Raw genomic sequence first — 24,147 nt, 5'->3', positions numbered from 1 at the left:
CTTATCAGTGGGTCATGATTGTCCCATACTGGCCTCAAGCAATGCCCCGTTCACCGCGCCCAGCGCGGTCATTGACCCTCATCTGGAGAATTTGCCATGAAGATCATCGTAGTCGGAGGTTCCGGCCTGATCGGCTCGCGTCTCGTCACGCTGCTCAACGAGGCAGGCCATGCGGCGCTCGCCGCATCGCCGCGTAGCGGCGTCAACACCATGACAGGCGACGGCCTGAGCAACGCGCTCGTGGACGCGGACGTCGTGGTGGATGTGACGAACGCACCCTCATGGGAGCCGCAGGCGGTACTCGATTTTTTCCGCACTTCGGCGCGCAATCTTGGTAAGACCGAAGTGGCAGCAGGCGTGCGTCATCACGTTGCGCTGTCGATCGTCGGCGCCGACCGCATGCCGCAGAACGCATACTTCGCTGCCAAGGTCGCGCAGGAGGAAGTGATCGAAGCGGCAGGTGTGCCATACACGATCGTGCGCGCGACGCAGTTCATGGAGTTCATCGGCGGCATCGCTGATTTCAGCACGGAAGGCGGCATGGTGCGGGTGGGCGACGGCCTGTTCCAGCCGATCGCCGCGGACGACATCGCGGCGATCCTCGCGCAGGTCGTGCTCGCGGCGCCGCTGAACGATACGATTGAAATCGCCGGCCCGGACCGCGAGCCCTTCGCGGAAATCATCACGCGCTATCTGAAATCGGTCGGCGACGCACGCCCGGTCGTGACCGATCGCAATGCGCGCTACTACGGCGGCCAGGTCGAGGAGTTGTCGCTCGTGCCGCTTGGCGACGCGCGGATCGGCCGGGTCAATCTTGACCAGTGGCTCGCGCAGACTAAAGGCGGTTGATCACAGGTTGCCAACCTGCGAAGTCCATCCTGCCGCGCAACGCTTGGATCCGAGCGTCACGCCGTTGCCGGGCACAACTTGCCTGACGAGACCTGTTCGGGCCAACCGCTTAAAACCATGCCGGCGAGCTTCAGCGAGATCCGCCTCGATGTGCCGCCCAACACAACCTTGACCATCTCCCCAGGAGAGCATCATGACGCAACGCGTTAACTACTTTCAGCAATCCCCGGAATTATCCAAGAAGCTCATGGAGCTCAGCGCGCTGTTCCAGAAAACGACGATCGAGGCGCACATCCGCGAGCTCGTCGAGCTACGCACGTCGCAGCTCAATGGCTGTGCGTTCTGCGTCGACATGCACGTCAAGATGGCGAAGATCCATGGCGAGCGCGAACTGCGCCTGCATCATGTGGCGATCTGGCGCGAGTCGACCCTGTTCTCACCGCGCGAACGCGCCGCGCTGGCATGGACCGAGGTGCTAACCAACATTCCTGCCCAGGGCGTGTCCGACGATATCTATGACAGCGTACGTACGCTGTTTTCCGAGACGGAACTGTCGGATCTCACATTCCTCGTGGGTGCGATCAACAGCTGGAACCGGCTGAACGTGGCTTTCCGTATGGTGCCCGGCTCGTCTGACAAAGCGTTCGGGCTCGACAAGGCCAATCTGGAGTGACGCCATGAAAACGATCGCTTCATTTGCGGCACCCCTGGTGTTGTCTTCCTTGCTGGTTATGCATCCGGCGGTGGCCGCGCCGCAAGCGAGCGTCACGCCGCTGACCTCGGAACCGTTGCCCGAGTACCCGGGCAAGGAAGTCCAGATGATTGTGGTGGACTATCCGCCTGGCTCGGCAGACCCCGTGCATCGCCATGACGCGCACGCCTTCGTCTATGTACTCGAGGGAAGCATTATCATGGGCGTCAAGGGCGGCAGGGAGGTGACACTCAAGGCCGGAGATACGTTCCACGAAGGCCCCGACGACATCCATACCGTTGGGCGCAACGCCAGCGCGACGCGACCGGCCAGGTTTGTCGTGTTCCTGATAAAAAACAAGCGCGCGCCAATCCTGACCCCGGTGAAGTAGCCAGGTCGTTCACGCAGGCACCGGCAGCGCCGGCTTGCTTTCCTGTGCGCAGAAGAATGACTGCATCGCGGCGTTCTTGCCGCGTCCCCGGTTTCCTGAGAGAGACGATCCTCCGGTCCTGACGCGACCGGGGGCATACCTGGCCAATGCCCGCAACACGCTGCCCGCGCCGGTCACCGGCGGCGCTTTCTCCGCCCTGCCCGCGCAGAATGCCACCAGCAACCAGACAGAATGTCCTGAGTCTGAAATTCGTTGAAGAAATAAGTTGTCGCACGTTCTATTGCACGACCTATTGCACGACCTATCGCACCGACGTGTTCCAGCGCTACGGTGAATATCCCAGGCAATATGAGGTCATCAATATGCGCTTTGTCCGCGCCTTTTTTCCGCTGCTGCCTGTTGGCATTCTTACGGAGTTCAAAAAGCGCATTGCCAGCGTTTCTGGCGTCATGCATGGCAACATGATCAGGCCGGTCATTCCATTCAGCGCGATGATCTTGTGGGTGTACCTCGCGTTGGAGCAGGTGGTCGAAAGCACGGAGAACCCATTCGAAGGAAGCCCCGATGACGTGCCCGTGGCCCAGATCTGCCGGAAGATCGAACTTGAACTCATGGACATGCTTGGCGAAAAGAGCGATGTCCCCGAGCCAACGGCAGAGCACGGCTTTGTCCTGCTCTAGACCATTCAGGGTTATCGGCTTTCCCACCCAGGGAGCCTGCTTGGTAACTTTCCGCACACGTGCTTTTCTACGGAACTGAATTGAAATCAGTTCAGAACCTCGCCGCCATCAGGGTCCACAAGACGTAGGCTAGTCCAGGTATCAGCAGGCAGGCCGCCAGCCCCAGGTAATACCGCGTCCCGTGATGCCGCGGGTTGGAGTGAAAGTGGCGAATTAGTGGTTTCATGGCGGCCTCCGGGAGGCAGGATGTGCACTGAAGTCGCTTTTAGAATAGACCTCGGTGCCGCATGTAAAAAAGCAAAGCCAATGCCCCCCTCCCGCTGGGCGCGCTGCGGCGCGCGCGTGGTCGCCAGCCTGATCGTCTGCGGCATTTTCGACTCGCTCATCGGCAGCGGCCGAGACCCGCGCGCCGCGATCTGCCAATCGGCAGCGCGACCACTGCCCCACAGGCCGGCATGGGGAAACAGTGTCACCCGGCGCCACGTCAAGATATACAGGCCGATCTGGAACAGCTGGCTGACACTGGTTTTGTGCAGTGCAAGCTTTACCTGCGGCAGACAAGCTATCCTCCCGGCCTGGGATGATCGTTCTTTTCGTGTCGATTGATACGGTCATGCTCCAATAAAACCTTGTGATTCAAAGCCCATTGCGCAACGATGCGCGCGCCTGACAAGCGTGTGCGGTCGTCCGGCAGACTGGCCGACTGACCCGGCAGATCTCGCCGATCGGCAAGGTGCGCGTGCTCATCATCAATCTGCTCGACATGCACCGTCGCCTTCAGGATTCAGTGTCGCAAAAATGGGCGTGACCTTCTTCTGAAGCGGCCCCGGGGTGATCTTCTGGCTCTTACGAATCCTCATCGGGAGCGATAACCTACAGATATCACTCCATTAAAAATGGTGAATAGACAGTAATTGGACCGACGGAGAAAATCTCTAAAACAAAGTCGAATCCAGACAGGAGACAAGCATGCCGGCTGCGCCCCGCATTGCATGGGCGCGCGCGTCCCACACCGCTTTGCCAGTCGCTTCGATGCCTTGCAAGCACCGGCAGTGACCGGGAACGGCGCCACAATCTGCCGCCTTTTTCCTTGCCCAGCCTGATGAGATCCGGGTCCGGCAAGTTCTGAACGAGTTCGAAAAGCTCGCCGCCAAGCCTGCTCGGCATCCTTGCTCAACATCCAGCGAAAAAGACCAACCCATGTTTTTGCGTCATTTTCGTCCCCACCGTTCGCAATCCGGCAAGCTTTCTCGGCGGCGTTTCCTGGCGTGCTGTGGCGGTGCCGCATTGGCGGCGCAGGCCGTTGCACGGGAGTCCGGCCCGCTGGCGGCCACGCGCCTGCAGGAGCCGGTTGTGCTTGATGAACGCTTCCAAGACGTCCTGCAACCGGGCCAGCTGCTCGAGCGGCTGGCGACCGGTGCGATCTGGAGCGAGGGGCCAGTGTGGGTGCCCCGGCTGCAGAGCGTGCTGTGGAGTGACATTCCCAACAACCGCCTGCTGCGGTGGTCCGCTGCCGGCATGGAGGTGTTTCGCCAGCCTGCACAATTCACCAATGGCCATACGCTGGACCTGCAAGGCCGGCTGGTGTCGTGCGAGCACGGCCGTCGCTGCATCTCGCGCACCGAGGCTGACGGCAAGGTTGTCATCCTCGCCGACCGCTACAAGGGCAAGCGGCTCAATTCGCCCAATGACGTGGTGGTCAGATCGGACGGTTCTATCTGGTTTACCGACCCGAGCTACGGCATTCTCAGTGACCGCGAGGGCTACAAGGCGGACCAGGAGCAGCCGGGGCGCCACGTCTATCGCATGGACCCAGTGACCGGCGCGCTGGAGGTCGTTGCCGACGATTTCGTGCAACCCAACGGGCTGGCATTTTCCCCGGACGAGTCGAAGCTATACATCTCGGATACGTCGGCCTCCCACGATCCCGACGGCAATCACCATGTGCGCGTGCTGGACGTGGCGACAAACGGCAGGCCGGGCAAGCGCCTCGCGAGCGGCGGTGTGTTCACGGTTATCTCACCCGGCTTGCCGGATGGCTTGCGCGTGGACCGTCAGGGCCGGGTCTATATCACCGCGGAGGATGGCGTGCACGTGCACGCGCCGGACGGCACCGCACTCGGGCATATCGCCGTGCCGGAGAAGACTGGTAACTGCACGTTCGGCAGCGCGCCGGGTAGCGCGGCGCGCAACCGACTGTACATCGCTGCATCGAGCTCTCTGTATGCCATCACGCTGATTACGACGGGCGCGGGGCACGCATGACGTGTTCACGACGCTACGCTGCCCGATGGTGTGCCGCGGCATTGAGCGGTGGCGCGATGCTGCTAGGGGCGCCAGCGGCGGGCGATGTTTCCCCGCCCCGTGCGGATGAGGTTGCCGACACCGCGCGCGCGACCCAACTACTCAAACGCCAGGCCGCGTTGCCGGTGCGGCCGTGGTCCGTGCCTGATCCGGCCACCATTCCGGCCGCGTATGTAGTGTATGAGCTGCCACGCAAGCACGACCCGGGGCGCGTCCGGTCGTATCCAAACGAGAACTTCAGGCCTGGCGGTTTCGTCATTCCCGAACAATTTCCGCGGAACGCAGCGGCATATCAGCGTGCGCGCCTCGGACCATTCGCCGACCCGCCGGCTCTTGCCGTTTCCGCACGTATGCGCTGACCAGGCACTCACAGGCACCACACTCGCAGGCACCAAGGAAGGAGACTAACCATGCAATCCGTGCAATCCATCAGGCCGGCCACCAGTCCGGCACGCCGCCATTTCCTGCAGCAGTGCGCCACGGGTGCGGCTGGCATCGCCCTGGGGGCGCTGGGCATGCTGGCCGGACCGGCGACAGCCAACCCAGCGGTAATCCGCCCGCGCGAAATGCTGTTGCTGATCGAGAAATCAGCCCATACCTTCAGCATTTACGACGCGGTGACGGGGGATCCGATCAAGCACATCCCGATGCCGTCTGGCGCGCAGTATCCGCACGAGTTCGTGGTGGACTCCAGGCGGCGCTATGCGTACATCGGCCACTACGGCGTGCAAAACTCCAGCATCGAGGGCCAGGGCGGCAACCGTATCTTCGTGATCGACCTGGAGCAGATGGCCCACGTGCGAACTCTGCGCACCGATACCTTCTATCGCATCCATGGCTTGGCCATGGATGACCAGGACCGTCTTTATGCGTTATCGGAGACCCAGGGCGCCGTGCTGATCTTCGACGACCCGACTCGAGGCGAGACCCCCAACCGGGCGGTACCGACCGGGGGCTACAAGAGCCACCTGATCGCGCTGACGCGCGACGGGCAGCAGGCGTTCTCGATGAACCTGCTATCCAACACGGTGACCTACTTCAGGCCGCACGACCCGGCATTCGTGCCCGTCGTCGTCAAGCCGGGCCGCAAGCCGGAGGGCAACTGCCTGTCGCAAGACGAGCGCACACTGTATGTCACCAACCGTAATGACGACACCGTGGTCGCCATCGACGTTGCCACGAGAAGAATCGCCGGCAGCGCCGCGACGGGCAGGGATCCGACGCGCGTGTACCTGGCTCCCGACGGGAGACTCTTTGTCTCCAACTACGGTGAAAACTCGATCTCGCTGTTCGATACGGCGCTGAAGCCGGTCGGCCGCATTGCACTGCCCGCGCAACCCATCGCGGTTAGCTTCCATCCGACTCGTCCGGCGGCCTACGTCTCGCTCACCAACGACACGCTGGGCATACTGGATCTAGCCACGCTGCGCTTCACGCGGTTCATGAAGACGCTGGCGGAGCCGGATGTATCGATGGTCATCGTAGCCTGACGGCGCGCCGCCTGGCTCGTTACGGCAGACAGGCTGGCCACGAAATTGCAAGCGTCCCGTTCCGGCAAGTCCAATCCGAAATTGGGGAGTTGGTCCAGCAAGCCCAGAGTGGCGAAATCGAACTCGCCTACGTAGACGAAGTTGGCTTCGCGCAAGCGCAGCCGAATCGAAGTGCTTGGACACCCATGGAGGAGCAACACATGATTGAAGCCCGGCGCGGTAAGCGTCTGAACGTGGTCGGAGCACTGCAGTCCTCGGGACAGCCCGGAGCTCAATCGCATCGAAAAGCGCTGGCACAAGATGAAATACAAGTGGCTGGCCTTCAAGGCTCGCGACACCAAAACCCTTGAAGCTGATGTCGATGTCATCCTTTTAAGATTCGGGGAAGACTATAGATTCACTTTTTGCTGAAAGCTTAGCGCGCATCGCCGTCGATGCCTTGGTCGGGTTGGGAATCGACGGAAGGAACTTGCCCCGCATTGGTTACACCTCCCACGGATTGATGACGGTGACGCCGGCCGCGGTGTACGGGGCCGCGTCACGAGACGCCACGATGAACCCGCGCGAAGCCGCGATCGCGGCAATGTAACCGTCAGGCGTCGGGAAGCCGCGCCCGCTGGTCCTCGCCAGCATGGCCAGCTCGGCATAGTGCCGTGCTGCGTCGGTGTCGAAGGGCAGCACCCGATCGCGGAAAAGCGCCAACAGGCCGTCAACGGCCTCCGTCAACATGTTCTTTCGCTTGCCGGCCGGGAGTGCCGCGATCCCGAACAGCAGCTCGGCGACTGTCACGCTCGACAGATACAGCGTTTCAGCAGCCTGGTTGTCCAGCCAAGCACGCACCGCCGGGTGCGACTCGGGCTTCATCGCCTCGGAAACGACGTTTGTATCCAGGACGATCATTCAAATCTCAGCGGCTCGGCCGGCGTCTTGTTACTCACACGGTCGAAGACCTCGAAATCCTCGCCGGTCAGGCCGATCTTGCGGCCGAGTGCCGCAAGGGCTTCGCCCATGCGAATGCGAGCTTCTGGCTTGACTACGCTTTCCAGAATCTCGCGGACTTCGGCCTCGGTGCTGCGACCATGTTGCGCGGCCCGCACTCGCAGAGCACGGTGCACGTCGTCGGGCAGGTTACGAACGGTCAGCATTGCCATAGCTTCATCCTTCAATAAACGCATTCGATGCATGCATTTTATATTTATGCATTCATTTCTGCAAGCAACGCCCTAGGAGGTGTCCCTTTGATTTCGGTGCCATTTACCGGGATGGCTGCCTCTGGCATTCATGCGGGTTTCCGGGCGATTTTCTGGAAAATACCACGACAAATCAATAGGTTGCTGTCTGCGGTTGCCTGCCATTTTTGGGTGCGCTAAGCAACATATTAATGCTCTGGGCATTGCGCCCCCCCTTCTCATTGCCGCTACCCTCCGCAGTCCGTCTCAAGCTTGGGAGAGCGCGATGGATCACTGGCGGTTGGCCTACCCTCTTCCAGCGCTTGCAGCGTCAGCCTGTACGCGGCGACCCTCTACGCCTGGACCCAGCGGATCGCCGCCGCCCGCTCGCGGGCACAGGATGACCTTCAGTGCTGCGACGACTTCGGCTCTGTACCGGCACGAATTCCTGCGGCGATAAAGCTCACCAGATACTCGGACTTGCGCCGCATGTCCCCGGCCTTGACCTTGCCTCCGGAGATTCGCTCGATGCGACTGTCGAAAACGCTCATGACCAGCGCCCCGACGGCAAACAGATAGGCCCAGTGCGCATAGCTCGTGCCGTTTCCCGGCAGGGCCTTACGGATCGCCTTGACAAATTCCATGGCAAAGGGGTCGAAGTAGTCGGCAACGATACCGCGCTCGGCTTCCTTCGGGTCGGAGGCCTCGCGTGCGACCAGCTTGGCATAGGCAAGACCGCCCTCCGTATTCTGGATCCGCATCACAGGCTCGACGAACGCCCGGACGATATGCTCGACCGGATCCTTGCCGTCCGTCAGCGGTTCGCGCAGTGCCGCCAGGCGTGCCTCGAACACCGTTTTGCGCCGCTCAAAGAGCGCGCGGTACAGGTTCCGCTTGGTCTCGAAGTGATAGACGATCAGCGGCAGGCCAACCTCTGCGGCTGCCGCGATATCGCGCATCGACACGCCGTCAAAGCCGCCTTGCGCAAAGAGTCGTTCCGCGGCATCGAGCACGCGTTCGCGCTTGCTCGCCTCAGGAATCGGTGACGCCAGCACTTGTTCCCGCGCTCTGCTCCGCGCCCCGATCGCAGATTTCCGTGCTTCTCCGCCTTCCATGCTGCCTCCGCGTTGTTGATGCGCCATTGTAGCGAACCGCACATCACCGCTCGCGGCACCGGCGTTTACCCTAGTTCAAGACTTGACTGTACGAGCGTACAGTCCGCTCAAATTCATACTGAACGATCGTACAGTCAGTATAAGAATAGCGCCGACAACTTAGGCCCCGGCTTACACAACCAGGAGACGCATCATGCCCCTCAATCCTGCCTCGCTGAAGTGGCGCGTGCTGCTCGGCTGTTTCCTCAGTTATATGTTCGACGCGGTGGACATCCTCATCCTTGCCATCGCCATGCCGGCCGTCACGGCGTCGCTGCACATCAGCCAGGCGCAGGCCGGCTTGCTGGTCACCGCCACGCTCCTGGGCATCGGGCTGAGCAGCGTGGTGATGGGCCGGTTGGCCGACACCAGGGGCCGGCGCACGGCGTTGCTGCTGTCGCTGGTCATCTTCGGCGTGCTGACGATGGTGACTGCTGCCGCTACTGACTGGCGCCAGATTTTGCTCTTGCGTTTCCTTTCCGGCCTTGGCCTGGGCGGGGTCTGGAGCGCGGCAGCGGCGCATGTCAACGAGACTTGGCCGGCGCACCGGCGCGGACGAGCCACGGCCTTCGTGCTCAGTTCCTTTTCGGTGGGCGCGACCGTGGCCGCGCTGGCCGCGGCCTGGCTGCTGCCCGCATATGGATGGCGCATGTTGTTCCTGGTCTGCGGCGCTGCCGTAGGCATCGCCATCGTCTATGTCTGGCTGTGCGTGCCGGAATCAGCCGTCTGGCGGCAGCAGCGAGCTAGGGGGGCGGCCGGCGAGGCGCGCGCTGGCAGCGGGAGTCTTGCCGAATTGTTCGCCCCCGGCATGCTGCGCATTACGCTGCTCGGCACCACGACCTCAGCGCTGGCGCTGTCCGCGTACTGGGGCGCTTCGACCTGGCTGCCGACCTTCCTGGTCAGGGAAAGGGGGCTCGATGTCGCCACCATGGCGAGCTTCGTGGCCGTGCTGAACGTCGGTATGTTCCTCGGGTACAACGTCTTCGGCGTGCTCGCGGACCGCATCGGCAAGCAACGTGCCGTGATCGCTTCGCTGGTCGGCTCCGGGCTGATGCTGCCGGTCTATACCGCCGTCACGGACCACACCGCTTTGCTGGCGCTGGGACCGGTGTTCGCCTTCTTCATGGCCTTTGCCGGGCTGGTGGGCTCCTATTTCTCCGAACTTTTCCCGACGCACATCCGCGCAACCGGCGCCGGATTCTGTTTCAACGTCGGCCGCGGCATCTCCGCCTTCGCCCCCCTGGCGCTGGGCTCGGCGGCAACGGCGTTCGGCTTTGCACCCAGCATCGCACTGTGCGGCGGCTTGTTCCTGCTGTCTGCTGGCGTGGTGACTCTGTTGCCACGCGCCGTCGCCGGGCAGGAAGCCGGCGCGAACGCATCCGAGGCGGCAGGCGCCGCACCGTCGCTGGACGCCAGCTGAGCCCGCGTCTTCCGAACTTACGCATCTCCACAGAGGATTCGTCACCATGCCCCGCCACTTCGTCGATCTCTCGATCTACCTGGAAAACGATGTCGTTTCCGACCCGCCCGGCTATGGCCCCCGGATCGAGTACCTGTCCCATCGCGCCACGGCCAAGCAGATCGCGGCCTTTTTCCCAGGGCTGAATCCATCAGACCTCCCGGACAGCGAAGGCTGGGCGATCGAGCAGGTCCAGCTCAATACGCACAATGGCACGCACCTGGACGCACCCTATCACTTCCACAGCACCATGAACGAATCGTTGGGGCAGAAGGAGCGCGCCATCACCATTGACGAGGTGCCGCTCGAGTGGTGTTTCCAGCCGGGCGTGAAGCTCGATTTCACCAGCCTGGCCGACGGCTATGTGGTCACCGCCGACGATGTCGAGGCCGAACTCGCCCGCATAGGCCACGTGCTCAAGCCGCTCGAGATCGTGGTGGTCAATACGCGCGCGGGCAAGCGCTACGGCCAGCCTGACTATGTCTCGTCAGGCTGCGGCATGGGGCTCGACGCCACCATGTACCTGCTTGAGCATGGCGTACGCCTGACCGGCACAGACGCGTGGAGCTGGGATGCACCGTTCGTGCATACGGCAAAGAAGTATGCGCAGACGCACGATGCCTCCCTGATATGGGAGGGCCACAAGGCGGGCCGCAATATCGGCTATTGCCATCTGGAGAAGCTGCATAACCTTGAGTCGCTGCCGCCGCATGGCTTCTACATCTCGTGTTTCCCGCACAAGATCCGGGGTGCCTCGGCCGGCTGGACCCGCGCCGTTGCCATCTTCGACGATGCCCTCAACGCCGCCTGAGTTCATCATGGAACTGAACCACACGCATGATGCCTCGCGCCGCAGCTGGCTGGACTCGGCCAATGCCGCTGGCTGCGATTTTCCGCTGCAGAACCTTCCGCTTTCTGTCTTCCGGCGCAAGGGCAGCACCGAAGCGTGGCGCGGCGGCGTAGCAATCGGTGACCAGATAGTCGACCTCGGTGCGTTGCAGTCTCTGCCCGGTTTGCAGGACAGCGCCGCAGAAGCGGTGCGGGCTGCGGCGGCGCCAACGCTCAATGGCCTGCTTGAACTGGGTCCGGAGAGCTGGCGGGCACTCCGGCACGGACTCTATGGGCTGTTGCAGTCCGGCAGCTCGCTTGCACGGCAAGTTCGCGAAGCGCTGGTGCCGCAGCTGGATGCCGAGCATGCCGTTCCCGTGCGTATCGGCGATTACACGGACTTCTACACCTCGCTGGACCACGCCGTGAACTGCTGCCGCCAGTTCGGGATCGAGGTCAACCCGAACTTTGACTGGCTCCCCATCGCCTATCACGGCCGCGTGTCCTCTATCGATGTCAGCGGCCAACAGGTCTACCGGCCGGCGGGTCAGTATCGTACAGATCCCAGCAGTGCGCCTGTGTACGGACCTTGCCAGCGTCTTGACTACGAACTGGAAGTTGGTGCGGTCATTGGCATCGGAAATGCGCGTGGTACGCCCATCCCCCTGGCAAACGCGCAGCAGCACATATTCGGCTTGTGCCTGCTCAACGATTGGTCCGCGCGTGACATCCAGACCTGGGAGATGCAACCGCTCGGGCCCTTCCTCGCCAAGAACTTCGCCACCACGTTGTCACCATGGATCGTCACACTGGAAGCCTTGCTGCCGTACCGCACCGGGTGGACGCGCGCTCCAGAGCGCCCGCAGCCGCTCGACTATCTTCGCTCGGCGGACAACGCTGCAGCCGGCGCGTTCGACATCCAGCTCGAGGTGTCGATACTCAGCGCGCGCCGACAGGCGCAGGGCCGGCCACCGCACAAGCTGACCCGTACCAGCTTCCAACACCAGTACTGGACACTGGGCCAGATGATTGCCCACCACACCGTGGGAGGCTGCAACCTGCAGCCCGGCGACCTGTTGGGGAGCGGCACGGTTTCTGGCCCCAATCCTTGGGAAGCCGGGGCGTTGATCGAGCTCACCGTATCCGGGACGCATCCGGCAGATATCGGCGACGGCGAGCAACGCGGCTTCCTTAAGGACGGCGATACCGTCGTGTTCCGTGGCTGGTGCGAGCGCGAGGACTATGCGCGGATCGGCTTCGGCGTCAACTACGCGACCGTGTTGCCGGCCCCTGGGCCTCCTTGACAGCTTTCTATCCACAACTGGCGCGCGCCACGCTCTGCCCCTTATGGGTCGCACTGCGCTGTCGCGTCGCAGCCAGCATGGGCGAATACCAGCATTCACACTGCCGCAGGGCGGGACGACCACCCCGTCAGTGAGCTGGCTCATACGCCACGATTTTTGGTGCTCGAAGTCAATAAGATGGAGGAGATGCTTTGTACAAAGAACGACAAGTAAGCAGTGCCATTGACGACATGGCTTGTAGCCAGCGCGAGGATTCAAGGAGCGCGCCGATGGTGAAGTGGTACGCGCTGGCGCTCATTGCGTTGCCTTGCGCAGCCAATGCAACCGGCGCACAGCTATACGGGCTCGCAGACGCCTATGTCGGCTCGACCCATCTCAGTGGGCAGCGTTCCGCAATTGGCGTGGAAAGTGGTGGTCTGCAGACGTCCTTCTGGGGCATGACGGGGAGCGAGGACCTTGGCGCCGGGCTCAAGGCGAACTACCGCCTCGAGGGATTCTTCCTGACGGACACGGGTGCCAATGGGCGTGCACCCACGGATGGCCTTTTCGCCCGGAATGCCTATGTTGGATTGGAAAATGGCTTTGGCGAAGTTCGCCTCGGCCGGCTCGCCAATCCGACATACCTGGCCACCGCACTCTTCGATGCGTTCTCCGGATCGACCAAATTTTCGCCATTCGAGAACGTGCTGTGGACGCCGCAACAAGGCCGATTCATTGCTGGCGATACCGCTTGGAACAACGCGTTCGGATACTACTCACCGGAATTCTCGGGAGTTTCGTTCCGGGGCCTATACAGCCTTGGCGAGCAGTCTGGCACAAACTCGCAGAACAATGCCGTCGGTATGCTCCTCTATGATCGCGGGCCATTCTCGGCGAGCTTCGCCATCCAGAGGACCCGGCTCGGCCCCGGACTTCCGGCGGGAAGCTGGGCGCAGACAGCAATGGTGGGAGGATTGTCCTATGACTACAAGGCCATCAAGCTGCTGACTGAATATGCCCACACAAGCACGAGCGGCGCATCGACGATGACCGATACGCTGCAAGTGGGTGTGCAGATTCCAGTCGGCAGCGGAAAGATCTTAGCCTCGGCGGTGTCTTCACGCGTACGTAGCGATGTCATGGCGGACTATCGTCGTCACGGGCTTTCCGGCGGTTATGACTACGCCCTGTCGACGCGCACGGACCTTTACGTTGCGACTATGTTCGACAAGGTGGCTGGAAAGGGCAGCGGCACCAGCTTGGCCCTGGGCATGCGCCAGAAGTTTTAACGCTGACTACAAACTGTATCAGGAGACAGACATGCAAATCGATTGGGACGTTGAAATCCCCATGGACGATGGTTCGGTAGTTCGTGCCGACGTCTTCCGCCCGCAAGAGGAAGGACGCTATCCGGTGTTGATGTCATACGGACCCTACGCGAAGGGCCTCCCATTCCAGGTGGGATTCCCCGCACAATGGCAATCACTCACTGCCAAGCACCCGGAAATCCTCAACGGCAGCAGCGGGAAGTACGCGAACTGGGAGACCGCGGATCCTGAACGATGGGTACCCCTGGGTTATATCTGCATTCGCGTGGACTCGCGCGGCGCTGGCCGATCACCAGGCGTCATTGATTCCTTCTCCCCGCGCGAGGCACAGGACTTCTACGATTGCATTGAATGGGCAGCGCAGCAGCCCTGGAGCAACGGGAAGATCGGGCTGGCGGGCGTGTCCTATTACGCTTCCATCCAATGGATCGTCGCGGGAAAGCGCCCCCCCCATCTGGCGGCGATCTGCCCCTTCGAGGGGTTCAGCGATTTCTACAGGGACGTCGTCAGGCACGGCGGAATGCTCAACACCTTCATGATCGAGTGGTATCCGATGCAGGTGACAAACGTGCAGCACGGCCTCGGCAGGCGTGGGCATGTGAATCCCAACAATGGGGTTCCGATTTCCGGACCGGCGGAACTCAGCGACGAACAACTGATCGCCAACCGCGTTGACATCGATGCCATGCAGGTCGGCTCGGAACTTATCACGGCCGGCTACTTTGACGGCAGGCGCGCGGACTTGCCGGCCATCGAAGTGCCTGTGCTCTCATGCGGCAACTGGGGTGGCCAGGGCTTGCACATGCGCGGAAACATTGAAGGGTACCTGCACGCCGGATCGAAGCAGAAGTGGCTCGAGATCCATGGCCTTGAACACTGGACGGAGTTCTATACCGACTATGGGGTCGCACTCCAACGCCGGTTCTTCGATCACTTCCTCAAGGGGGAAGACAACGGCTGGGACCGTGAGCCGCCAATCAGGCTTCAGGTACGCCACACAGACAAGTTCATTGAGCGTGCCGAGTTCGAGTGGCCATTGGCCCGGACCGCGTGGACGCCCATGTATCTGGACGCAGATACCCTGGCACTGAATGCGGAACCGCCGGCTGCGTCATCTCTACAGTCCTTTGACGGGCTCAACGGGAAGGTGAGTTTCAGTACGGTGCCCTTTGAGCAGGACACAGAGTTGACCGGCCCACTGGCTGCAACGCTCTATATCTCCTCGACAGCCGCGGATGCCGACTTGTTTCTGACGGTGCGGGCCTTTGCTCCAGACGGAAAGGAACATCTGGTGCTCGGTTCCGTCGAGCCTCACGCGCCCATTACGCAAGGCTGGCTGAGAGCATCTCATCGCAAGCTGGATTCGGCTGCCTCCAAACCTTATCAGCCCGTACATACGCATGACGAGATTCAGCCGCTTGAGCCGGGCGAAGTATACGAAGTCCAGGTTGAGATCTGGCCAACCTGCTTCGTCTTTCCGAAAGGCTATCGGCTTGTACTTACGGTAGGCGGCTCGGACTTTCAGCATGATCTGCCGGGTCCCTATCCCAAGCTGTACGGCAAGGAGCTGCGGGGATGTTCGGTGATGCTGCACGATCATCCTGTCGATCGGAGCCAGGAGCGATTCCGCGGCGTGACTTCCCTTCATTGCGGTGGTGAATACGCTGCGCGCATCTTGCTGCCTGTCATTCCGGCGCTCTGAGTCGCCGTCCGCGGCAAGCGATCAGCAGGCCGTTGTTTGGCCTCCTCTCGTACGTCGTTCAAGGCAGCACGGCACGAGGAACGGCTTCAACTTCGGTAAGGATCGGGGGCCTACCGATTGAAGCCACCACGCGCGGCGCACGGCTTTGACCGCGCGACACATGAGATCGCCCCAAAAGGCCCCAGTTCAAAATGATAAGGAGACCGAAAATGAGCAAACATGGACTGGTCGACAAGTTCGTCCGGCAGCAGTGCATTGGCGACATACTCCGCCGCGCGGCGAAACGTAGCCCTGACAAGGACGCGATCCTATGCTGCGACGTGCGATGGACCTATGCCGAGTTCGATCGCATCTGCAATCGGGTCGGCCATTCGCTACTCGAACGAGGCATCGGCAAAGGGGATCCGGTCGCCATCCTGTCGCGGAATTCCCACGCGTTCGCCGCGATGCGTTTTGCCATCGCGCGCATCGGAGCCATTCTCGTTCCAATCAATTTCATGTTGAACGAGGACGAGATTGCGTACATCTTGCGCAACTCGGGTGCGCAAACGCTTGCGGTCGGCCCGGGGCTGGAGGATTTGGGGCTGGAGGCGATCAAACGGGACACCAAAGTGTCGCGAACGCTCTGGCTGCCGGGTGAAGAACCGGCAACAGCACTTGCGGGAATGGACACATTCGCCGACCTGCTGAGCGGTGCCGATGAGCCGCTTTCGATCACTGTCGAATCCAGCGCACCCGCTCAAATCATCTATACCAGTGGCACCGAGTCTTTGCCCAAGGGGGCACTCTTGAGTCATGACGCCGTGCTGTGGCAGTACGTCAGCTGCGTCATCGAAGGGGAGATGTCAGGCGAGGATACGCTTCTTCATGCGCTGCCCTTCTACCATTGTGCGCAACTCGACTGCTTCCTCGGGCCAGCGATCTATCTTGGATGTACGAACGTCATCACCGGCATGCCGCGGCCGGACGTGATTCTGCCGTTGATCGCACGGAATGCGATTAGCTCGTTCTTTGCTCCGCCGACGGTATGGATCAGCCTGCTGCGTTCAGAGCTATTCGAATCGAGTCATCCCACTACGCTTGAAAAGGGCTACTACGGCGCGTCCATGATGCCGGTAGAGGTACTACTAGAAATGTGGCGGCGCTTGCCTAAGGTTCGGCTGTGGAACTACTACGGGCAAACAGAAATCGCGCCATTGGCGGCGGTGCTCAAGCCGGGCGACCAGTTACGCAAGGCCGGATCTGCGGGACGGCCGGTACTGAACGTGGAAACCCGTTTAGTCAATGACGAAATGGAAGATGTCCTGCCCGGTGAGATCGGCGAGATCGTGCATCGCTCTCCCCAACTCCTGTCGGGTTACTTCAACGCGCCGGACAAGACCGAAACGGCATTTGCCGGTGGCTGGTTCCATAGTGGCGATCTGGCAATGATGGACGACGAGGGCTACATCACAATCGTGGATCGAAAAAAGGACATGATCAAGACTGGCGGGGAAAACGTCGCCACTCGAGAGGTAGAGGAGACCATCTTCCGCATCGCGGAAGTTTCGGAGGTCGCGGTCGTCGGTGTTCCGGATCCCCGCTGGGTCGAGGTAGTGGCTGCCGTCATTGTTGTCAAGAGCGGATGCACTCTTGAGGAAGATCGGGTGATCGAACACTGCAAGGCCCACATGGCGCACTTCAAGGTGCCCAAGCGCGTGGTCTTCGTCGACAGCCTACCCAAAAATCCGAGCGGAAAGCTGCTCAAGCGAGAATTACGCCGCCAATTCGAGGTGCCGTCTACCGTCTGACCAATTGAGAGGCACCGTTCCTTGAACAGCTTCTGGATGGTCGTCGGGCTGGTGTTCAGGTAGGCCGCGAACACAGCCTGGCTGGCACGCGTGCGCAGCCGCAGCGCCTTGCCCCACGCGCCCTTTCCGCTGGACGGTCCCAACGGCCATGATGAAGGCTTCCCTGGCGCCCACTGCGTGACAAGCGGCTGCGCCGCACTAATTTGGTGCAGAGCACCAGCGTAGATGGCGCGATGAGTGATGCGACGTCCCTGCTTGTCGTATTGCGCGGTCGGATACATCCCTACTTGCACAAATCGGCAGCCGAAGGCGGCGTCGCCAGGCTCAAATCAAAATCACTCTCTCGCAGGCCCGCGGGAGTCAGGGAGACCCAGTGCAGTATCGATGGCGAGCGCACCAGCCCAAGGCTGCCTGCATAAGTCCATGGAATCGGCGACGGCTGGCTGCCGTGCAACGCAATTGCGTCGGCGGACAGCTTCAGGTGCAGTAGGCGGCCATCCTGCGAGGGCGTGTACGCCATGTTGCCGACCACGGTGATGCCGGCCTCGCGCACGCTTTCCGGCATGCAGGCCAGCGAGGCACTCACCCTGCCCGCCCTGTCCAGCAGATGCGCGAAGCCCTTGCCCACGTCGTTAGTGCCAACCAGCAGGAAGCTGTCCAGGGCCGGGACATAGGCCACGCTGTAGGTGTAGTACTTCAGGCGGCCATTCAGTACCTGCATGCCAGTCAGCGTGCCGTCGATGGGCCGATAGACGGCCGTCTTCAGCCTGGCGTGCGTCTCGCCGGGCACGAACTCCTGCCAGGCAAGCAAGGCCGTCTCCTTCGAGCCTGCAATCAATGGCCACCATTCGCGCTTGTTCGGCGCCACCTCGGTGCTTTGCAGCAGCCGGCCGTTACCGTCGTAGGTCTTGAGGTAGACGCCGTTCCCGGTGCCCAGGTTGTCCACGCCGCCACCATCGATCCAGTCGTCCGAGTAAAACACGACGAAATTGTCCCCTACCGCTGTCACGTGGCCAGAGTGTCCGCCAGACCAGACGTCGGTCGATTTCGCCTCTTTCGATTGAAGGTCCGTGCCGTACACACGAAAGCGCTGACTGACGCCGTTGGTGGTGTTCGAGCCGTCCTCAAAGGTCAGCATGATGCGGCCCGCGGCGTTCTGCGCTACCGAAACCGGCTCCTGCGCTTCCTTCTCGGCGACCAGTAGCCGGGGCTTGCCAAGACTGGCCTGGGCCGGGTTCCATTCGGCGACGTAGATGTCGTGCGTCCAGTTGCGATTGCGATCCGGGCCACGCGGCGGCAGGCCTGAGCTGCTGAAGACGATGTAGGTGGTCTGCCCAGGCCCGCTGGCCGCGCCAATGCCATGCATAAAGGCGCGCTGATCGATCGCCGGGCGGACCTTGGCGGGCGGCCGGGTGTCAGCGCGGCCATTGTTCCGGCCTTCGTTACGCGCACCCGCTGGCGCGCATAGCAGCGCACCGGCAAGCACGAGGGTAGCGCCACGCATCATGGCGAACGCACGCATGGTTATTCCACAGTCACGGACTTGGCGAGATCGCGCGGCTTGTCCACGTCGGTGCCGCGCGCGCAGGCAGTGTGATACGCCAGCAACTGCAGGGGCACCACGTGCAGGATCGGCGACAGCAACCCATAGTGCTCGGGCATGCGGATGACGTGCAGCCCGGGCGCACTGCGGATCTTGCTGTCTGCATCGGAAAACACGTAGAGTTCGCCACCGCGTGCGCGCACTTCCTGCAAGTTGGACTTGAGCTTCTCCAGCAACGCATCATTGGGGGCAACCGTGACGACCGGCATCTGCTCAGTTACCAGTGCCAGCGGCCCGTGCTTTAGCTCGCCGGCAGCATAGGCCTCGGCATGGATATAGGAAATCTCCTTGAGCTTGAGCGCGCCTTCGAGTGCGATCGGGTAGTGGATACCGCGGCCAAGAAAGAGCGCGTTCTCCTTGCGCGCCAGCGAGCCTGCCCAGGCAATGATCTGTGGCGCCAGCGCCAGCACGCCATTCAGCGCCGCCGGCAAGTGGTGCAATTGCCCAAGCATGGCGGCTTCGCGGTGCGCGTCCAGCATGCCGCGGCGCTTGGCCAGCGTTGCCGCCAAGACGAACAGCGCCACCAGCTGGGTGGTGAAGGCCTTGGTGGAAGCAACGCCGATCTCGGCGCCCGCGCGGGTCAGGAAGTGCAAGGCCGCCTGGCGCAGGATGGCGCTGCCCGCCACGTTGCATACTGCCAGTGTATGACGATGGCCAAGCACCTGCGCATGCTTGAGCGCGGCCAGTGTGTCGGCCGTCTCGCCTGACTGCGAGATTGCCAGCACCAGGGTGCGGGGATTCGGCACGCTGTCGCGATAGCGGTATTCGCTCGCGATCTCCACGCTGGTTGGCAAACGCGAGATCGACTCCAGCCAGTACTTGGCGGTCATCCCCGAGTGGTAGCTGGTGCCGCAGGCAAGGATCAGCACCGAATCGATTTCGGCGAAGACAGCATTGGCATGCGCACCGAACAGTGCCGGGGCGAACCTCACCAGGTGTTCGGTGGAGTCGGCGATCACCGATGGCTGCTCGAAGATTTCCTTCTGCATGTAGTGCCGGTACGGGCCGAGTCCGACGGCAGCCTTCGTTGCCTCTAGCTCGCGGATCTCGCGAGCGACCGGGTTACCGTCGCGGTCCGCGATCGAGATCCCCTCGCGCGAGAGTGATACCAGGTCACCCTCTTCGAGGTAGATAAAGTGCTCCGCGTTGCCGGCCAGTGCCATGGTGTCGGAGGCAAGGTAGTTTCCGTCACGGCCGAGTGCGCTCAATGTCTCGCGCAGCGATTCGTGATTCTCGATGATGCCGTTATGCACCAGCGCGATCTCGCCGCTGGAGAAGATGGGGTGCGCATTGCGCGTAAGCGGCTCGCCATCCTGGAGCACGGCAACGCCACAGGAATCGTAGCCGCGATATTCGAGACGCCGCAATCCTTCCAGCAGGACCGGTGTCACATTACGTTGCGCGATGGCGCCGACAATGCCGCACATCCTGATTTCCCCGTGATGATGCAAAATCCATTCAATGAGGACCTCGCGCGAAAGCGGCCGGGCCGCCGGCGCGAGGCCAAACTGCGGAGCTGGTCAGGCTAGTTCCTGCTGTAGCGGTGCAACGTGCGAGATCAGGCCGTCTTCGTCGTGAAAAGCCACCAGGCGACGACCCGTGCCCACCGATAGCACCACATCCTTGGCCAAGTCGAGCGTCGAGATCGGTGCCACCCGGGCAGGCTGTTTCAGGTTGGACACGCTTGTCCCGAAGCGGCGCGCCAACGTCCACACCGTGAGCGCCATGCCTATCCAGAGAATGGTCAACGCGTCGGGGATGACTTCCCTAAGCGCGAACTCGGTGCTTCCCGCGGAGGCCACGCACCAGTAGATGTAGAACGCCGCAGCTACCCAGATGCAGGCCACCAGCAGGGGCCGCGCCAGCCGATACCAGAGATATCGTCGGACTGCCTTTCCCCGCGCATGGTGCTGCAGATACTGCTGCAAGGTCGTGCCGGACGCGTCAATGATGGGCTCTTTCATGTCTCACTCCTCCTCAAGAATGCTCTTCAAGCTGCCCGACAACCGGAGATGCGGGCGCAGGTGACCTTGGCGGCGTGGACGCGGGGGCGTCCTCGCGGATGCCGCGGTCGGGGCTGACCCACCTTGCCCGGGTGCGGCGCTGGTGCAACAGCACGCTGGGCAGGGCGATCACCGATGCGACCATGCTGATGGTCCAGAACGCGATCGGGTACCAGATCGTGTCAAGGAAGTAGCGCAGCAGCTTGGTGTCGTAGCGGCGATCGATGACGCAGCCGACCAGGATCTGCACGCAGCAGGTCAGAAAGAGAAAGACGCCGGCCCCGCGCGGCATGCCGGCGAAGCGCCAGGCTTCGGGCAGCACGAACAGCGCGGTTGCGGCCGTCATCACCAGCGTGAACAGCATGCAATAGGCCCAGATCACGCTGATCGAGTATTCGAGGAAGATCGGCCACATCATCGGCTTGTTCTTGGTGACGATGGGCGCCGCATACTTCTGCAGCACCTGGATGCCGCCCCGCGCCCAGCGCAGGCGTTGCTTGAACAGGCCCTTGAGCGTCTCCGGCATCAGGATCCAGCTGAGCGCGCGCGGCTCGAAATGCAGCCGCCAGCCATTGACCTGCAGCTTCCAGCTGATATCGATGTCTTCGGTCAGCATGTCGGGGCTCCAGTAACCCACGCCGCGCAGCGCGCTCTTGCGGAACATGCAGATCACGCCAGACACGGTCAGCAGGCGGCCATACATTTCCTGGGTCCTTTTGATCAGGCCCACGATCGACGAGAACTCGCCGACCTGCATGCGCCCCAACAGCGAGGTCCGGGTGCGGATGCGCGGATTGCCGGTGACCGCACCAACCCCCGCATCCCGCAGGAAGTGCCGCAGCATCCAGCCGATCGCCTCGCGGTCAAGCAACGAGTCGCCGTCGATGCACAGCAGATACTCGGCATCGGTCAGCATCGCCGCAGTGGTCAGGCCAATGGCCTTGCCCTCGTTACTGTTCTGGTGGATCACCAGCAATTGCGGATACTGATCGATCAGCGCATTCAGGATGTCGCCGGTGGCGTCGCTGCTGCCGTCATTGACAGCGATGATGTTGTAGTTCGGATAACGCAACTCCGCCAGGTTCGCGATGACCTCGCGCACATTGGCTTCCTCGTTGAAGCAGGGCACGATCACCGACACCTTCGGGCAATCGAGCAACACGTCCGCCCGCGTTTCCTTGCGCTCTTTTCTCTCGATCAGGAAGTAGTGAAGCAGCCCGCCGGTCATCCATAAGTAGGACATGAACAGTGGGTAGTAGAAGACAAAGTTCGAAAGCAGGCTTGCCGTATTCTTCATAATCTTCCCCCTACCTTGTTGCTATCGGCTCTTGGTCTGGATCTTGGTCTGAATCTTGGACTGGATCTGGCTCTTGGTCTAAACCTTCATGCCATTGCGCGGTCGCACCAGGTTCTGCATCGACATGACATCCCGCAGCACCGCCAGGTCTGGCTGGTTCACCATGAACTGGTCGGGGCAGTAGCCGAGGTGCTTCACGCCAGCCATGCGCAGGCGCTGCATCTGATCGCGTAGCGCGGTGGTGGCGACCGGCGCCTGGGTACGGCCGTCGAGTGTCTGCAACGCGAAGATGGTTTTCGGCAGCGCGCCCGGATGCGCCGCTACGGCGCGGGCCAGGCCCTCCAGCCAGGGCGTCGAAGGCGGGCCGCCTCTGGCGTCCGCGTAGGCCATCAGGTTGACGAAGTCGTATTGCGCGGCGAACGCATCGATGTCCTGGGCCAGGCGCATGCTCGCATCGGGGCGCAGCACCGCATTGGCAGGCAGGCTGCGCACGGTCAGCACATTGCCGCCGCCCTGATAGTCCTTGACCAGGTCGCCCAGTTGCCGCGTAAAGTCGATCAGGTACCGGAGCTTGGCGTCCGACCATCGTTGCAGCAGATCGGGGTTGGCACGGATCGCAGCCAGTCCGCGCGGCAACCCCCAGTCTGCGTAGGCGGCAAGCGCTGCGTCGCCCGCGTCTTCGATATCGCTCAGGCTCGCGTCATCGCCAAACACGATGCCATTCAGACTGGTGTACCTGCCCAGGTCGTAGTAGATATCGCGGATCACGCTGCGGGCGAGCGGGTCGAAGGGGCTGAGCCGTTGCCGCTGGCGCGGGTCGAAGGGCGTGGCCGGCGCGCCCGGCATCACCGCTACCAGCCGCGATGAGGCCGGATGGCCCGCGGGCAGCTTGTAGGCAAGCACCGGCAATGCCGCATAGACTTGTACGCCAGCTCGGGTGATCAGCTGCCAGGCCGCGCGCGAGAACAGGTCGCCGCGCACCGGCATGTGGCGGTTGGGAAAGTAGAGCGCCTGGGCGGTGCCGCTGCCGTCGGGATCGTGAAACGCCTGCAGGTAGACCGATTTGGGCTCAAGATCCTTGATCCGATCTATCAGCCGCGACAGCCTGGCTTCCTGGCGATCGGGGTTCGGATCGTACACGTCGTCGAGAGAGACGTTGACAACCCGTTCGACCGGCTGGTTGTCGCCGCGATAGGCCGACTGCTGCCGGAACTGGCCCATCATGACACCCGCATCCCAGTCGTAGGAGACCAGCAGGCGCCTGACCTTGGTCAACGGCACCTCGGGCGTATTGGGCCCGTCGTCGAGGGTGAAGTGGACATTCATGCCCAGTTTGTGCGAGGCACCGATCAGCGCCGCGTTGTACATGCCGTAGGGCCAGACCATCGAGCGCACCCGAACCCCGGTCTTGGCCTGGATCATGTCCGAGCACGTCTTCAGGTCGCCACCGACCCGGCTTTCGTATTCCTGGTCGGTTTCGTAGCGTTTCAGGTCGGCATGGTAGAGGTGCGCGCTGGCCGCCGGTAGTTCGTTGCCCTGAGGGTTGGCCACGGCACCGTGGTGCATGTCGTGCGTGTGCGAGGCGATCTCCACCAGACCAGACTCAGCCATCTCGCGCAGGTTGTCCCAGCTCATGAAATAGCCTGGCGCCATCACCGACTTATGGCTGATGCGCACCGGTTCGTCCTGGGGCGTACTGGTCCAGCGCGACACCACGGCGACCAGGCCGGGGTAGTTGTACTGTTGCAAGAGCGGAAAGGCCTTGGTGTACTGGCTCTTGTAGGCATCGTCGAAGGTCAGCAGCACGGCGCGCTGCGGCAGGCGTGGGCCGCCGTTGCGCGAAGCGATGATCTGGTCGACGCTGACCGGGTGGAAGTCGTTGCCCTTGAGCCAGGCGAAGATATTGTTGAGCGTGGCGGTGCTGATCGCGCAGGTATCTGCCACCGTTCCCACATCCGCACGCAGGTCGTCCCGGATGTCGTGAAACGCGAGTACGCGGAAGGTCAGTCCGTCGTCGCGATCCTGCGGCGGCAGCAAGGACAGCGCATAGCCGGCGTGGACGCTATTGGTCACAGACAGCGCGCCGGCGAGCCCGATGAATGTTCGGCGATTGAGCTTTTGCATGA

Annotated in this window: 21 protein-coding genes; 12 read left to right on the top strand and 9 right to left on the bottom strand. The window is 62.1% G+C overall.

Annotation, left to right across the window (positions count from 1 at the left end):
- The first annotated feature begins 96 nt into the window (after window positions 1–96).
- From RR42_RS09960 to RR42_RS09945, 4 genes are all read left to right on the top strand, one after another.
- Window positions 97–849, top strand: a complete 753-nt coding sequence (locus RR42_RS09960; RefSeq protein ID WP_043346190.1) for an SDR family oxidoreductase — start codon at window positions 97–99, stop codon at window positions 847–849.
- 193 nt (window positions 850–1,042) lie between these two features.
- Window positions 1,043–1,522 (top strand): carboxymuconolactone decarboxylase family protein, encoded by a 480-nt coding sequence (locus RR42_RS09955; protein WP_043346188.1) that lies wholly within the window; start codon window positions 1,043–1,045, stop codon window positions 1,520–1,522.
- 4 nt (window positions 1,523–1,526) lie between these two features.
- Window positions 1,527–1,931, top strand: a complete 405-nt coding sequence (locus tag RR42_RS09950; RefSeq protein ID WP_043346185.1) for a cupin domain-containing protein — start codon at window positions 1,527–1,529, stop codon at window positions 1,929–1,931.
- Between the two features lie 209 nt (window positions 1,932–2,140).
- Window positions 2,141–2,611 (top strand): bestrophin family ion channel, encoded by a 471-nt coding sequence (locus tag RR42_RS09945; RefSeq protein ID WP_236702010.1) that lies wholly within the window; start codon window positions 2,141–2,143, stop codon window positions 2,609–2,611.
- 91 nt (window positions 2,612–2,702) lie between these two features.
- Here RR42_RS09945 and RR42_RS41465 read toward each other — a convergent pair whose 3' ends face one another.
- A complete protein-coding gene (locus RR42_RS41465; RefSeq protein WP_269083389.1) occupies window positions 2,703–2,837 on the bottom strand; it encodes a hypothetical protein in 135 nt (44 codons plus the stop codon).
- Window positions 2,838–3,811: 974 nt separating this feature from the next.
- Between RR42_RS41465 and RR42_RS09940 the strand changes: the two genes are divergently transcribed.
- Together RR42_RS09940 and RR42_RS09935 are read left to right on the top strand one after the other, a co-directional pair.
- Window positions 3,812–4,876, top strand: coding sequence for an SMP-30/gluconolactonase/LRE family protein (locus tag RR42_RS09940; protein WP_082054861.1), 1,065 nt, complete (start codon window positions 3,812–3,814; stop codon window positions 4,874–4,876).
- Window positions 4,877–5,325: 449 nt separating this feature from the next.
- Window positions 5,326–6,405 (top strand): YncE family protein, encoded by a 1,080-nt coding sequence (locus tag RR42_RS09935; protein WP_158408278.1) that lies wholly within the window; start codon window positions 5,326–5,328, stop codon window positions 6,403–6,405.
- A 483-nt stretch (window positions 6,406–6,888) separates the two neighbouring features.
- On the opposite strand, the gene RR42_RS09930 is transcribed toward RR42_RS09935, so the two are convergent.
- From RR42_RS09930 to RR42_RS09920, 3 genes are all read right to left on the bottom strand, one after another.
- Window positions 6,889–7,305 (bottom strand): type II toxin-antitoxin system VapC family toxin, encoded by a 417-nt coding sequence (locus RR42_RS09930; protein ID WP_043346181.1) that lies wholly within the window; start codon window positions 7,303–7,305, stop codon window positions 6,889–6,891.
- A complete protein-coding gene (locus RR42_RS09925; RefSeq protein ID WP_043346179.1) occupies window positions 7,302–7,556 on the bottom strand; it encodes a FitA-like ribbon-helix-helix domain-containing protein in 255 nt (84 codons plus the stop codon). Before RR42_RS09925 ends, RR42_RS09930 begins: the two co-directional genes overlap by 4 nt.
- A 425-nt stretch (window positions 7,557–7,981) precedes the next feature.
- Window positions 7,982–8,689 carry a TetR/AcrR family transcriptional regulator gene (locus RR42_RS09920; RefSeq protein WP_052494570.1) on the bottom strand — a complete coding sequence of 236 codons (708 nt, stop codon included), beginning with the start codon at window positions 8,687–8,689 and terminating at the stop codon, window positions 7,982–7,984.
- 193 nt (window positions 8,690–8,882) lie between these two features.
- On the opposite strand from RR42_RS09920, the gene RR42_RS09915 reads away from it, so the two are divergent.
- The 6 genes from RR42_RS09915 (at window position 8,883) to RR42_RS09890 (ending at window position 17,118) form a co-directional block, all read left to right on the top strand.
- Window positions 8,883–10,148, top strand: a complete 1,266-nt coding sequence (locus RR42_RS09915; RefSeq protein ID WP_043346173.1) for an MFS transporter — start codon at window positions 8,883–8,885, stop codon at window positions 10,146–10,148.
- 46 nt (window positions 10,149–10,194) lie between these two features.
- Window positions 10,195–10,998, top strand: coding sequence for a cyclase family protein (locus RR42_RS09910; protein ID WP_043346171.1), 804 nt, complete (start codon window positions 10,195–10,197; stop codon window positions 10,996–10,998).
- Between the two features lie 7 nt (window positions 10,999–11,005).
- Window positions 11,006–12,319, top strand: coding sequence for a fumarylacetoacetase (gene fahA, locus RR42_RS09905; protein WP_043346168.1), 1,314 nt, complete (start codon window positions 11,006–11,008; stop codon window positions 12,317–12,319).
- Window positions 12,320–12,510: 191 nt separating this feature from the next.
- Complete coding sequence (locus RR42_RS09900; RefSeq protein WP_052494569.1) at window positions 12,511–13,587, top strand: porin; 1,077 nt, start codon at window positions 12,511–12,513, stop codon at window positions 13,585–13,587.
- A 31-nt stretch (window positions 13,588–13,618) separates the two neighbouring features.
- On the top strand, window positions 13,619–15,328 hold the full coding sequence (locus tag RR42_RS09895) for a CocE/NonD family hydrolase (RefSeq protein ID WP_052494568.1): 1,710 nt from the start codon (window positions 13,619–13,621) through the stop codon (window positions 15,326–15,328).
- 209 nt (window positions 15,329–15,537) lie between these two features.
- Window positions 15,538–17,118: a fatty acyl-CoA synthetase gene (locus RR42_RS09890; RefSeq protein WP_043346164.1), complete on the top strand. Its 1,581-nt coding sequence runs from the start codon at window positions 15,538–15,540 to the stop codon at window positions 17,116–17,118.
- 283 nt (window positions 17,119–17,401) lie between these two features.
- Here RR42_RS09890 and RR42_RS09885 read toward each other — a convergent pair whose 3' ends face one another.
- The 5 genes from RR42_RS09885 to pgaB form a co-directional block, all read right to left on the bottom strand.
- Window positions 17,402–18,640 carry a hypothetical protein gene (locus tag RR42_RS09885; protein WP_236702009.1) on the bottom strand — a complete coding sequence of 413 codons (1,239 nt, stop codon included), beginning with the start codon at window positions 18,638–18,640 and terminating at the stop codon, window positions 17,402–17,404.
- A gap of 2 nt (window positions 18,641–18,642) precedes the next feature.
- Window positions 18,643–20,148, bottom strand: coding sequence for a glutamine--fructose-6-phosphate transaminase (isomerizing) (gene glmS / locus RR42_RS09880; protein ID WP_043346162.1), 1,506 nt, complete (start codon window positions 20,146–20,148; stop codon window positions 18,643–18,645).
- A gap of 93 nt (window positions 20,149–20,241) precedes the next feature.
- Window positions 20,242–20,685, bottom strand: coding sequence for a hypothetical protein (locus RR42_RS09875; protein ID WP_043346160.1), 444 nt, complete (start codon window positions 20,683–20,685; stop codon window positions 20,242–20,244).
- A 13-nt stretch (window positions 20,686–20,698) separates the two neighbouring features.
- Complete coding sequence (gene pgaC / locus RR42_RS09870) at window positions 20,699–22,021, bottom strand: poly-beta-1,6-N-acetyl-D-glucosamine synthase (RefSeq protein ID WP_043346157.1); 1,323 nt, start codon at window positions 22,019–22,021, stop codon at window positions 20,699–20,701.
- A gap of 78 nt (window positions 22,022–22,099) precedes the next feature.
- Complete coding sequence (gene pgaB / locus RR42_RS09865) at window positions 22,100–24,145, bottom strand: poly-beta-1,6-N-acetyl-D-glucosamine N-deacetylase PgaB (RefSeq protein WP_043346156.1); 2,046 nt, start codon at window positions 24,143–24,145, stop codon at window positions 22,100–22,102.
- Between the last annotated feature and the right edge of the window lie 2 nt (window positions 24,146–24,147).

Source organism: Cupriavidus basilensis, from assembly GCF_000832305.1.
Classification (GTDB): Bacteria; Pseudomonadota; Gammaproteobacteria; order Burkholderiales; family Burkholderiaceae; genus Cupriavidus; species Cupriavidus basilensis_F.
This window is presented reverse-complemented; position numbering and strand designations above follow the sequence as displayed.

Excerpts from the sequence above, each read along its gene's own strand:
- RR42_RS09960 (WP_043346190.1), top strand. The coding sequence starts at position 97 with ATGAAGATCATCGTAGTCGGAGGTTCCGGCCTGATCGGCTCGCGTCTC.
- RR42_RS09955 (WP_043346188.1), top strand. The coding sequence starts at position 1,043 with ATGACGCAACGCGTTAACTACTTTCAGCAATCCCCGGAATTATCCAAG.
- RR42_RS09950 (WP_043346185.1), top strand. The coding sequence starts at position 1,527 with ATGAAAACGATCGCTTCATTTGCGGCACCCCTGGTGTTGTCTTCCTTG.
- RR42_RS09945 (WP_236702010.1), top strand. The coding sequence starts at position 2,141 with ATGCCACCAGCAACCAGACAGAATGTCCTGAGTCTGAAATTCGTTGAA.
- RR42_RS41465 (WP_269083389.1), bottom strand. The coding sequence starts at position 2,837 with ATGAAACCACTAATTCGCCACTTTCACTCCAACCCGCGGCATCACGGG.
- RR42_RS09940 (WP_082054861.1), top strand. The coding sequence starts at position 3,812 with ATGTTTTTGCGTCATTTTCGTCCCCACCGTTCGCAATCCGGCAAGCTT.
- RR42_RS09935 (WP_158408278.1), top strand. The coding sequence starts at position 5,326 with ATGCAATCCGTGCAATCCATCAGGCCGGCCACCAGTCCGGCACGCCGC.
- RR42_RS09930 (WP_043346181.1), bottom strand. The coding sequence starts at position 7,305 with ATGATCGTCCTGGATACAAACGTCGTTTCCGAGGCGATGAAGCCCGAG.
- RR42_RS09925 (WP_043346179.1), bottom strand. The coding sequence starts at position 7,556 with ATGGCAATGCTGACCGTTCGTAACCTGCCCGACGACGTGCACCGTGCT.
- RR42_RS09920 (WP_052494570.1), bottom strand. The coding sequence starts at position 8,689 with ATGGAAGGCGGAGAAGCACGGAAATCTGCGATCGGGGCGCGGAGCAGA.
- RR42_RS09915 (WP_043346173.1), top strand. The coding sequence starts at position 8,883 with ATGCCCCTCAATCCTGCCTCGCTGAAGTGGCGCGTGCTGCTCGGCTGT.
- RR42_RS09910 (WP_043346171.1), top strand. The coding sequence starts at position 10,195 with ATGCCCCGCCACTTCGTCGATCTCTCGATCTACCTGGAAAACGATGTC.
- fahA (WP_043346168.1), top strand. The coding sequence starts at position 11,006 with ATGGAACTGAACCACACGCATGATGCCTCGCGCCGCAGCTGGCTGGAC.
- RR42_RS09895 (WP_052494568.1), top strand. The coding sequence starts at position 13,619 with ATGCAAATCGATTGGGACGTTGAAATCCCCATGGACGATGGTTCGGTA.
- RR42_RS09890 (WP_043346164.1), top strand. The coding sequence starts at position 15,538 with ATGAGCAAACATGGACTGGTCGACAAGTTCGTCCGGCAGCAGTGCATT.
- RR42_RS09885 (WP_236702009.1), bottom strand. The coding sequence starts at position 18,640 with ATGCGTGCGTTCGCCATGATGCGTGGCGCTACCCTCGTGCTTGCCGGT.
- glmS (WP_043346162.1), bottom strand. The coding sequence starts at position 20,148 with ATGTGCGGCATTGTCGGCGCCATCGCGCAACGTAATGTGACACCGGTC.
- RR42_RS09875 (WP_043346160.1), bottom strand. The coding sequence starts at position 20,685 with ATGAAAGAGCCCATCATTGACGCGTCCGGCACGACCTTGCAGCAGTAT.
- pgaC (WP_043346157.1), bottom strand. The coding sequence starts at position 22,021 with ATGAAGAATACGGCAAGCCTGCTTTCGAACTTTGTCTTCTACTACCCA.
- pgaB (WP_043346156.1), bottom strand. The coding sequence starts at position 24,145 with ATGCAAAAGCTCAATCGCCGAACATTCATCGGGCTCGCCGGCGCGCTG.